Genomic DNA, 10,203 nt, shown 5'->3' with positions numbered 1-10,203 from the left:
TTCCCGGCTCCAATTTCCACTCAGTTTTCTGTGCTGTTTGGGGAGCAATTTCAGTGGCTACTGTGATATTAATGACGTTGTTGTGCAGCGCTAAGCCCCGAAAACAGTAGCTTTTACCTGTGCGTTTGTCGGAATCGCTGCCGGTGATGTATCTATCTTGTTTGCGAAATTGGATTTCTCTAAAAGGTCGATCGATCGCAAAGGAGTCTCGATAGCGGTAGTCTCCGTCAGGTAAGCTGTTGATATTTGGTCTTATTTGAGCGATCGCTGTCGGTGCTTCTAGAGTTAGAATCAGGAAGTTTGCTTTTGGTACTTGGTAGTCAAACATAGCTGCAAAAATTAAAAATAGTAACAATATAGGTGCGATTTTTTGAAAGTGTAGATAAAGTGATTGAATCACCAACTGTCAAAAATTGTCAAAAGCATGAAAAATTCTCAATCTCAGTCTTTAATTCTGTGGCGACAAGTAGGCGGCGTGGCGGCTTTGCAGGGAGCAATTACTCTAACTTGGATGCTTTATCGATTGTATTTACCTCAACTTTTAGCGGGGTTTGGTTTTGCGGGATTTGACAGGGGAATCACTATTTTAGAGGATAGTTTGGCAATTGCGATCGAACCTTTTGCTGGCTGGCTTTCTGACAAGCAGCGTCACTGGATGGGAACTCGTTTTCCGCTGATTGTGGTGGCTACTATCCTGTCGTCGGTTATATTTATGGCGATTCCGGCTATTTTTATTTTCGGCAATCCAGTCTCTCCTCTGCGCTGGATTTTCCCTGTGGTAATTGTGGCTTGGGCGATCGCCATGGCGATGTTTCGATCGCCCGCCGTGTCGCTGTTGGGCCAATATGCAACTCAAACGCAGTTGCCCCACGCCATGAGTTTATTGGTGCTTGTGGGGGGATTGGTTGGGGCTGCAAGGCCTGTGGCGGGGGATTTTATTCTGAGTTGGGGTCCAGCTTTTGCCTTCGCTCTGGGTTCGTTTGTATTGTTGGGTGCGGTGGCTTTTTTGCGATCGGTTAACCCTGATGCTGCGGTGTCGGAATTGCCACCGGATATTGCTATTTCTGGGGCAGTTTCTATCAAAGCCTTGGGGTTAGCTGCGCTGACGGGAATGGCTGTTGCTTGGGGAACTCGCGCGATGGGAGAACGGATTTTGCCCTATGTTTTTCAAACTCAAATTGTGGGTGTTGATGCTAAGTTGTTAATGGCTGGATTTACCTTGGGTTTAGCTGTTTCTTGTTTGCTGGCTGGAGCGATTGCGGTGCGTTTGGGAAACCAAACCACGCTGTTAGCTGGATTAGTAGCAACGGCGGTTTTGTTGTTGGTAATGGTTTTGAGTCAGGGTTTTGTAATGGTGGTGGTGACTGTTTTGGCTGTGATTTTTACTAATAGTTTCATTACTACTGGTGCGATTCCTTTTGCTTTGTCTCTGGTACCTCCGCATCGGGGAGGATTGGGAGTAGGATTTTATTTTGGTGGTTTTTCCCTGGGGATGAGTTTGTATTCTATGGTGTTTGTCGCACCTTTGGCAGTTGCTGCTGTGACAACGGCGATGGTGGGGGCGATCGCCTTTTTGGTTGCTGCGGTTTGTGTCCTCGCGGGCGATCGACTTAAATTGACACCCTATGTAACAAATTAATAAGAGTTATTATACAGTTGTTATACTGTTTTCGTCGATCCCCAGCTATCGTGAATTATTATTTCATCATTTCATTTATTTGGCCGCTCTGAGCAACAATGGGAGTATGGCTCAAGCGCTGAAAAATTTTGCGGGCGCGGCATTAGGGAATAAATGAGGATACAGCTATGTTTTGCCTGACGCGAGAAACTAGAAGTTCTGGGCTAGTGGAAACCGGAAATCGGGAACTGCGAGGATCTACAACCTCTAATTCCCAGAGAACCCGCATTATCCAAGCACGGGTTTACAAGGATGAAGTTTTGGTGTCAGCGGCGCTGGCGGGATTGCCCACACTTTTGGCATCTCTGGAAAGCTTTTGTGAACAGTAAAATTGGGCAGGTTGAAACCTGGAAATAATGATTTTTTGGTCAAGTGAAATAACCCAAAACTTCCCTATTTCTGGGTTTTGATATCGAACGATTTGCTCTTGCCGCCAGATTCACCGGACTACAGAAAAAAGCTCCCTATCTTGACTATTCATAGCCCACGGATTTATCCGTGGGAGTGATATCTATTCCCGTGGTATCGGAATGATTAAACCACAGAGAACACAGAGGACACAGAGAAAGAGAAGAGAGAAATAGTAAGTAAGGGCGAAGCATGACCGCAGACAATTTATTAGCTCGCGCCAGAGATTTACAGCGGTGATGCTAGGGCATCGTACGAATATATTTGCAACACACAGATTCACCCTAGCGGAACTCATGTCTAAAATCCCACTCAGTTAATTATTTCCAGACACCAGAAAAAATATTTTTAACGGCGATCGCAATTCGATTCAAGTCTTCTTTCAGTAGCGGCGGCCAAGAAACTCCCCTGCGAACTCCTGCTTCAAATTGCTGCCAACTTTCTACTGACAGTAAATGCAGTGCCGAGATTAATTGCCGATCGAGCATGGGAGATTCTTGCAAACCCTCAAACAATATTTTTAAAGCTAATAAAATCGATGTCACCTGTCCAGGGACGGGAGAGAGTCCTTGTTGGAGGCGCATCAAGAAAGCGTCGGGATTTTTCTTTGTTTCCAGGGCACTTCCCTGGTCTATCAGGAAACTGCGGGCGGTTTTGTAATCCATTTGATGTGCGATCGAACTCCTGAAATTAATGAGCTGACAGATAGACATCTCCCATAATTTCTGCGCAACAAGCAGTCGGGCTTGTTCTGGACTATCTTTTGAGGAGATGCCTCATGGAATCGCTGACTAAATACCAATTTAATTATAACATTTGCCTGTCATTTGTCAACTCTTTACTCCTGCCATTTCTGGGCGAAACCGCTAAATTTGCTATAGTCTATAAAATAAAGCTCTCCCATCAATATCCAGTCCAGATTCAAGGAGAATCAAAAATATAAAAAAATGAAAAAACACCATAGTCATAGCATCAAATCAAAAATCTATCGCCACCTATGGGTATTTTGTTTATCTCTGCTTGTCCTGTTAGTTCCAGCCATCCATAAAATCAATGCTACACAAGGATTTCCCCCACCAGTTGCCCAGGAAAACACTCCTAATTTTGGAGCTAACATTCAAAGGACAATGGGATTGCTGGCTAGCAGCACTCCAGGCGATCGCAAACCAGTACGCATCCTATTTTATGGTCAATCTATCACCAAACAAGATTGGTGGCAAGATGTAGCAAACGATATCAGAAAGCGATTTCCCGATGCAGATTTGACCATTGAAAACCGCGCTATCGGAGGATTTGCCGCCGGGTTGTTAATCCGTCCCAGCGAACACGACTTATATCCTTTTTATCCAGATTTGGTAATTTTTCACGTTTACGGAGGAGATGAAGATTACGAAGCAATCATTGCTAATATCCGCCGTCGCACCACTAGCGAAATACTCATACATTCAGATCACATCGACTGGATGCCAACAGGAGAAAAAGACGATGCAGATCAGCTCAAAAGATACGAATGGCACAACAGTCATTCTACCCAATGGTTGCCTCAACTTGCCGAAAAATATGGCTGCGAAATTGCGGAAATTCGCACACCTTGGAGACGGTATTTACAAGACAATAGCTTGCTGCCAAAACAGCTATTGAGTGACGAAATTCACCTCAACAATTGGGGCAACTTTCTCCTAGCAGCCCTGATTAAGCCCCACCTGCGATACAATCCAAATTTTCCTAAAAAACCTGAGCCAGATTTAGTAAAAACCTATAGAGTTGGTAGGGAAGTCCAGTGGAAAGATGGCAAATTGCGGTTAGAATTTGAAGGAAATAGAATAGATGCGATCGCCACTAAAAACTTCAAGGACAAAGCCAGCAGTGCTAGGATTACCATAGACGGCAAAAAACCATCAGAATTTCCCGAACTTTATGCAATTACCCGCCCCAGTCCCACCGTTGGCGTCGGTTGGCCAGCCATTATCCAAGTATCCAGTCAGAAACCCCTAATCGTGGAAGATTGGAAAGCAGTAATTACAGAAATTAACAGCGATTCCAGCAAGTTTAAGTTTCAGGTTTTTGGTTCAAAAACAGGTTATGACGGTAGCGGTACAAATGACAAATTATTTGTATCAAATTCTGGTCGCGTTGTCATTGAACCCAAAAACTGGTGGCTGCAAAGTTCCTATGAATATTCTAAACAGCCAACACTCAAAGGATTTGAGACCGCATGGCAGGTAAAACCAATGTTTGTGGATGCCTATGTGCAGCCAGAAAGTACCGATTCAACCCGCGAATATTTTACTACATTGGCTCAGAATTTAAGCAATTCCAAACATATTTTGGAAATCGTTCCTGAAGTTAATGGGAAAATTCCTATTCAGGAAATTCGAGTGTATCGTCCTCCTTACAAGCCGGAACCGAAAAGCCCAAAAAGTCAGCTATGGACCGATAAGATATTCACCCCACCGACAACTTGATTTTTTGTAAACAAGGCATTTAGCCTGGGGAGTATCAATAAAATATCATCAACTTCTCGTAATTCCCAACTCATGAAAAAGTAACAACGACAAAAAGAAATCAGCCACAAAAATAAACACCCAAGAAGTTACCACTGCGGCCGTCGCAGCTTGTCCAACTCCCTTACCTCCCCCCGTTGTAGTCAATCCCCAACCGCAACCCACAATGGCAATAATCAATCCAAAAATAAAACTCTTAATCGCCACCGTGACTAAATCCCAAGGGCCTAAAAAAGTCCGAACAGATTCTAAAAATACTGACGGTTCCAACTCATAAAAAATAGCAGCTACAAACATTCCACCTATAATCCCCACCGCCACCGAAAAAATGGTTAATACCGGCAGCATGACACAACAAGCTATCACCCGTGGTACTACTAAATAATCAACCGGATTTGTTCTCAACATATACAGCGCATCTATTTGTTCCGTCACCTGCATTTCGCCGATTTCCGCTGCAAAGGCTGAACCTACTTGTCCCGCCACTACGCCGGCAGTTAAAACTGGTGCTAATTCGCGGCAAAATGCCAAAGCAAAAGCACCTCCTACCGCCCCCACAGCCCCAAATCTAATCAATTCTCTGGCCGATTGAATGGTAAAAATCATGCCGGCAAAGAAGGCTATTAATAATACAGCACGCAAAGAATCTAATCCTACTGTGACTAAGTGTTCCATGATTTTGCGGCGGTCAACTTTGCCACTGAGTATGCGCCACAGCACTTGTCCACCTAGGAACATAGTGACAGAAAATCGCTGAAACCATCTGTTGTTAATGGTTTCATCTAAGGGTCGATCGCGCTTGTCTTGGTATTTTTTCACCAATGATTTAGATTTTATATGTGAGAGTGCTGTACGCTAATAACTCATAACTAATAACTCATAACCAATAACCAATAACCAATAACCAATAACTAATGATTGATTATTCCGCAAGCAATAAGTCAATAAAACGATCCAATTCTCCCTCGTACTTTTGTGCTTGCTCCTTGCCAATTTTCACCAGTTGTGATATTTTTGGTTCCGACGCATCATCGATGGGTAGCGGTTCTGTATATAAACTCAAATCTGGAGTAATTCTCAAATATTGATGTGCTCTTTCAATGGCATCAAAAATTTGCATGAGTTGATAATGGACAGTTTCAGAAACTCCGGTCATGAGTATATTAATCAAAGGCTCAATCCACTCCACTTGACCCCAGTCTTTGGCTTCTTCGTAGGGATATTTTTTTTGAGCGTCTCCGGTGCCGAGAGATAAGATTACCATCTCCTTTGCCGTCGGACCTCTGTCTGGGCGATCGTCGGGAATGCGGAATTTATTTCTCACTTCTGCATAAGCACAAAGTGCGGGATTGTTGGCAAATACTCCCCCGTCAACTAAAACGTAGGATTCGTTGGTCAAAGAGCGAATTTTGGGAACTTCAAAATAAGAAGGAGCAGCCGATGTGGCTCTGGTTATATCTTTGATGAAATAGTCTTCTTCGGGATTATTTACAGCATCTTGTTGATTGAAAAAGTGAGCTTTTCTCCTTTCGATGTCGTAACTGGTAATTAAACAAGGTTTCAGCAGTTGACTGAGTTGGCAATCTCTAAAGTGTTCTAAAAAGAATTTTTCTAGGCGATCGCTCGAATATTTTTCATCAACTAAACCGTCTAGAGATGTGAGGGTTTGCCAAAAGGAACTCTTAAAAATATCGCGACCACTTTTGATGGAGAAATTAACAGCATCTTCGGCAGACCAAAGAGGTCTGCTGGGATTATCTGGGTCGGGAAATAAGTAAAGACATGTTAAAATTCCTCCGGCACTTGTGCCTGCGATTAAATCAAAATAGTCAGCTATTTTTGCCTCTGGGTTGCCACTTTTTTGTTTCAGCTTTTTTTCAAGGGCTACTCCTACTTGTCCCGGAATAATTCCTCTAATACCGCCTCCATCTATGGAGAGAATTCTGGTATATTTAGCCATTAATATTACCTCAACTGGTTATCTAAAATGTATAATCTAAAATTGATTGACGGGCTGTCACCATGTAGCGAAAAATGTATTCGACAATTTCTATGTAGTTGTAGGCTGTAGCTGGAGAGTTTGCCCAGACTGTAACGCCGTGATCGCGAATTAACAAAGCGGGTACTTGCGGGGGGGAAATGGCAAATAATTCGCCAATTTCCTGGGCGATTTTTGGGACTGAAAAATAATTAGTAAATAAGGGCATGGATACTTGGGGGTTTTCTTCCCAGACTCCCAAACCTTTGAGCATTTCGATCGCAGGTAAAGACACGGCATCTCCCGTTGCTAACCGAGAGACTAAATTTGCTTCTATGGAGTGAACGTGATAGCAAGCTTGAGCTTCGGGAAAACTCTGATACACCGCTAAATGAATGCTGGTTTCTGCGGAAGGGCGACTATCTGGATCGGGTTGCTCTAGAATTATGCCGTCTAAGTTCATTCTAATAAAATCCGTGGCAGTTAGTTTGCCTTTTTGGCGGCCGCTAGCGGTAATCCAAAAACTGCCGTCATCTAAGCGAGAGGAAAGATTGCCGGCTGTCCCAACCATCCAACCTCGATCGTAAAAATGTTTTGCCGCTGCTATTAAATCTGTTCTCACATCGCCGCTCATTGTTTGCCAATCCTCAGCTTTTTGTGCATGGTTTTACTTGAGTTTTAATCCCATTGTTGAGAGAGCTTTTCTAGCACATCAAAAAAATTATCCCATTTAGTATAGGGCTTTTGCTGTTCGTCTAGATATTCCGCTAGTCGATCGCGCGCAAACACCGATGAAGCGTGCAAAGCCATGTTAAAGTCAGTGATCGAATCTCCGATCGCCACCTGTTCCTGGGCTGGATACTGTTCCATTACCCGCACCTTCGACACCAATTCCGTATCCCCCTCAAACTCCGACTTTACTTGCAACCGAGGCCCGGTGGTGTCCACATCCACAGCATAAATAGCGCGAACCCGATGGACTAAATCGCCGAGGACGGTTTCTACCATAATTCGTAAACCCCCGGAAACAATCACAAAATGCACCCCTTTAGCATCCAAAAAATCCAGTAATTCTACCAATCCCGATCGCATCAGCTTGGGCCGGGAAAATTCGATAATTTCCCCGTAACATTCCGAAGGAATGGACTCCAATAACTGCCGCACTCCCGATCGCAAACTCAGCCTTCTAGCATACATTTCTGGCATCAGTTCCGATGACAGTTGTGGCGCGAAATGCTTCAGCATAGCCACAAAAGTTTCTTCTACTGTAATCGTGCCATCAAAGTCACAGAAGAGGACTCGTTGCTGATGGTTCGGGATGGTCAATTTTGGCTGGTCATCGGTCATGGTCGATAGCACAAAAGAGAGAACCGTAAAATTTTACACAATTCATCCTACAATGTGGAGTGACAAAGACCGCGATCGGCTAAAAAAACTAACTGTTGCCCGCTGTTTCGGAACAATCTGCCCCTGGGTTCGACCCAGATTATTCCATCGACGCTTCCGGTTTCGGCTTAGGATTTTTAGTTTTGGGCGAATCCGGGCTAGCCGGTAAACAGATTAAATTGTCATCCTCAGTATTAATCAAACCTTTCGATCGCAACTTACCCATCAACCTAGTGACTGTCACCCGCGTTGAACCAATCGCACTGCCAATTTGAGCATGAGTCAGGGTCCAAGGGAGGCGATAGCCGCGAACCACATCAGGTTCCGTCTCACCTACGTAGGGTTCCCCAAACTCTTCTATCAACAATGTGAGAAATCCCAGCAAGCGGTCGATTGTCCGGCGCTGTCCCAAAGTGCTTAGCCAGAGCAGTTTCCGCTGGTGCTGGTAGCGAAACGCATCCAAAATTTCTCGGCGGAAGTGAGGCCAGTTATCTAAATCGTGCCAGTACATCCACACTACGTGAGTTTGGTCAGCGTGGGCGTAGGCTTGCAGAGTAAACGGCGACTGTGCCACCAGTTCAAAAGGCTGACCCGCTCCTACGAACCCCAGAAAAGCTTCTTCTGGTGCTTCGCGATCGGATTTTGACGATTTTGAAGTGGCGCTGACCTGAGCGCTACCTACGAGCCGCACAGACCCCTTCTGTACTAAATACAGGAGTCCGGGTCTAGCTGGAATGCGCTCGTCTTTGCTAAAAGTCCGGCAGCGGTAGTGTTCCTGGGCCCAGTCTATAATTCGTTGCCAAGTTATAAACGGTCGATCGATCGTCTCTAGAGATGTGGAAGTTGATTGCATGGGTGAGGGATTGGGATATGTGTTACCAGTGAAAAAAACAGGTTTTGCCAATATGGCGATACAAAGTGAGATGACTGACCCCGATCAAGCTTACACTAGCTTAGCTGTGCTTGCTTATTTTTGTCAGTTTTACATAAATATTCAATGTAACAAAAAATACATCTCAATGGTTGAATTCAGCAAATATAAAGTTTTGAATATGGAATCAAAATCACAAGACTGGGAGTTGGAAAAACTCACAGTCAAAACTCTGTTGCGCTCACGGCTACAAACAGCAATGGAACGGGCTAATATGCCAGAAACTGCCCTAAAACTAGATGAAATTCCCTTAAATCGGTCTCAGAATAGTCTAGGAGTAGTGTACATTTCGGCGATCGCCCTCAAATTGGCTAAAGTGTGCCAGCAGACGCCCCAAGCCATCGCCACACAGTTAGCTGAAACTCTGCAAAGTATGTGTCATCGAGATTTTGCCGTTACAGTCGCGCCGTCAGCCATCATTGAGTTTGAGTTCACCCCTCCAGCTTTGGCCTGGTGGTTGCAGCGTTTAGCTCAAACTCCCATTCCAGTTACACAATCTCGAATAATATCACCCATATTGTCAGCCGATCGACTGTTTCCCATTCAATACAGCCACGCCCGCTGTTGTTCTCTGGTGCGAATGGCCAATCGCGATCGCCTAATTGCGATCGGCCAACCCGATGTCGCCACAACACCGCAAATTTGGTCGCTGACAGCCCCCAATCCCTTACCCTGGATCGACAACGAACAACTGAGATTAATACATCCAGCCGAAAGCAATTTAATTTCCCAACTATTGACAGTGCGAGACAGTCTAGCTTTTGTGTTTGGGGAGTGCAACAAAGAAAGAGCGATCGATTATTTCAAATTAGCAAATAGTTTGAGCGAAGCCTTTCAGACTTTTTACAGCCAGTGTAGAATTTGGGGCGAAATTAAAAGAGAAAACCTCAAACTCGCCCAAGCCAGATTGGGTTTAGTATTAGCAACTCAGTCCTTGCTGCGATTTATCTTAGAAGAATTATTGAACGCTGTTGCTCCTTTAGAACTCTGATTTTTTCTTATATTAGGGATCGATCCCCCCTAGCCCCCCTTAAGAAGGGGGGGACAAGAGTCTTCTCAAAGTCCCCCTTCCCCCATCCCCCCTTGGGGGGGGCAGGGGGGGGTGGGGGGGCTAGGGCGTGTTTTCAAACTACTGCTTAAGATTTAGATCCCCCTAAATCCCCCTTAAAAAGGGGGACTTAAAGACTCTTTCCCCCCCCCTTTTTAAGGGGGGCTGGGGGGGATCTTTGGGTTTGAAAACACGCCCTAGGGGGGTGGGGCGGGTGACTTGTTCCTTCTTCACTAGATCTTCTTCCTTCTGCTATCACTCTCGATTCAT

The 10,203-nt window shown here is 44.8% G+C and carries 11 protein-coding genes; 4 read left to right on the top strand and 7 right to left on the bottom strand.

Annotation, left to right across the window (positions count from 1 at the left end):
* Positions 1–328, bottom strand: a 328-nt coding sequence (locus tag AAFP11_RS28440) for a hypothetical protein (protein ID WP_341740042.1), incomplete at its 3' end; no start/stop codon positions are given.
* A 96-nt stretch (positions 329–424) separates the two neighbouring features.
* Between AAFP11_RS28440 and AAFP11_RS28435 the strand changes: the two genes are divergently transcribed.
* Positions 425–1,639 carry a hypothetical protein gene (locus AAFP11_RS28435; RefSeq protein WP_341740041.1) on the top strand — a complete coding sequence of 405 codons (1,215 nt, stop codon included), beginning with the start codon at positions 425–427 and terminating at the stop codon, positions 1,637–1,639.
* A 167-nt stretch (positions 1,640–1,806) separates the two neighbouring features.
* Complete coding sequence (locus AAFP11_RS28430; RefSeq protein ID WP_341732456.1) at positions 1,807–2,007, top strand: hypothetical protein; 201 nt, start codon at positions 1,807–1,809, stop codon at positions 2,005–2,007.
* 399 nt (positions 2,008–2,406) lie between these two features.
* Here AAFP11_RS28430 and AAFP11_RS28425 read toward each other — a convergent pair whose 3' ends face one another.
* The gene (locus tag AAFP11_RS28425) at positions 2,407–2,751 is read right to left on the bottom strand and encodes a Dethiobiotin synthetase (protein ID WP_341740043.1); all 345 of its coding nucleotides are present in this window, start codon (positions 2,749–2,751) and stop codon (positions 2,407–2,409) included.
* Positions 2,752–3,033: 282 nt separating this feature from the next.
* Between AAFP11_RS28425 and AAFP11_RS28420 the strand changes: the two genes are divergently transcribed.
* Positions 3,034–4,551 carry an SGNH/GDSL hydrolase family protein gene (locus tag AAFP11_RS28420; protein ID WP_341740040.1) on the top strand — a complete coding sequence of 506 codons (1,518 nt, stop codon included), beginning with the start codon at positions 3,034–3,036 and terminating at the stop codon, positions 4,549–4,551.
* A 48-nt stretch (positions 4,552–4,599) separates the two neighbouring features.
* On the opposite strand, the gene AAFP11_RS28415 is transcribed toward AAFP11_RS28420, so the two are convergent.
* From AAFP11_RS28415 to AAFP11_RS28395, 5 genes are all read right to left on the bottom strand, one after another.
* Positions 4,600–5,412: an MlaE family lipid ABC transporter permease subunit gene (locus tag AAFP11_RS28415; RefSeq protein WP_341740039.1), complete on the bottom strand. Its 813-nt coding sequence runs from the start codon at positions 5,410–5,412 to the stop codon at positions 4,600–4,602.
* Positions 5,413–5,512: 100 nt separating this feature from the next.
* The gene (locus tag AAFP11_RS28410; RefSeq protein ID WP_341740038.1) at positions 5,513–6,550 is read right to left on the bottom strand and encodes a patatin-like phospholipase family protein; all 1,038 of its coding nucleotides are present in this window, start codon (positions 6,548–6,550) and stop codon (positions 5,513–5,515) included.
* 22 nt (positions 6,551–6,572) lie between these two features.
* Positions 6,573–7,202: a methylthioribulose 1-phosphate dehydratase gene (gene mtnB / locus AAFP11_RS28405; protein WP_341740037.1), complete on the bottom strand. Its 630-nt coding sequence runs from the start codon at positions 7,200–7,202 to the stop codon at positions 6,573–6,575.
* 44 nt (positions 7,203–7,246) lie between these two features.
* Positions 7,247–7,915, bottom strand: coding sequence for an HAD-IB family phosphatase (locus AAFP11_RS28400; protein ID WP_341740036.1), 669 nt, complete (start codon positions 7,913–7,915; stop codon positions 7,247–7,249).
* A 139-nt stretch (positions 7,916–8,054) separates the two neighbouring features.
* A complete protein-coding gene (locus AAFP11_RS28395) occupies positions 8,055–8,807 on the bottom strand; it encodes a Crp/Fnr family transcriptional regulator (RefSeq protein ID WP_341740035.1) in 753 nt (250 codons plus the stop codon).
* On the opposite strand from AAFP11_RS28395, the gene AAFP11_RS28390 reads away from it, so the two are divergent.
* Positions 8,806–9,876, top strand: a complete 1,071-nt coding sequence (locus AAFP11_RS28390; protein WP_341740034.1) for a DALR anticodon-binding domain-containing protein — start codon at positions 8,806–8,808, stop codon at positions 9,874–9,876. The two genes, AAFP11_RS28395 and AAFP11_RS28390, sit on opposite strands and share 2 nt — an antisense overlap.
* Positions 9,877–10,203: the final 327 nt, after the last annotated feature.

The sequence above is a fragment of the Microcoleus sp. CAWBG640 genome, assembly GCF_020883015.1.
GTDB classification, from domain to species: Bacteria; Cyanobacteriota; Cyanobacteriia; order Cyanobacteriales; family Microcoleaceae; genus Microcoleus; species Microcoleus anatoxicus.
Note: the sequence above shows the minus strand (reverse complement) of the source record. Positions and strands in the feature narration are given on the sequence as shown.

Bases quoted from the DNA above. Each gene is read 5' to 3' on its own strand.
- AAFP11_RS28430 (WP_341732456.1), top strand. From the start codon at position 1,807: ATGTTTTGCCTGACGCGAGAAACTAGAAGTTCTGGGCTAGTGGAAACC.
- AAFP11_RS28395 (WP_341740035.1), bottom strand. From the start codon at position 8,807: ATGCAATCAACTTCCACATCTCTAGAGACGATCGATCGACCGTTTATA.
- AAFP11_RS28425 (WP_341740043.1), bottom strand. From the start codon at position 2,751: ATGGATTACAAAACCGCCCGCAGTTTCCTGATAGACCAGGGAAGTGCC.
- AAFP11_RS28410 (WP_341740038.1), bottom strand. From the start codon at position 6,550: ATGGCTAAATATACCAGAATTCTCTCCATAGATGGAGGCGGTATTAGA.
- AAFP11_RS28390 (WP_341740034.1), top strand. From the start codon at position 8,806: ATGGGTGAGGGATTGGGATATGTGTTACCAGTGAAAAAAACAGGTTTT.
- mtnB (WP_341740037.1), bottom strand. From the start codon at position 7,202: ATGAGCGGCGATGTGAGAACAGATTTAATAGCAGCGGCAAAACATTTT.
- AAFP11_RS28435 (WP_341740041.1), top strand. From the start codon at position 425: ATGAAAAATTCTCAATCTCAGTCTTTAATTCTGTGGCGACAAGTAGGC.
- AAFP11_RS28420 (WP_341740040.1), top strand. From the start codon at position 3,034: ATGAAAAAACACCATAGTCATAGCATCAAATCAAAAATCTATCGCCAC.
- AAFP11_RS28400 (WP_341740036.1), bottom strand. From the start codon at position 7,915: ATGACCGATGACCAGCCAAAATTGACCATCCCGAACCATCAGCAACGA.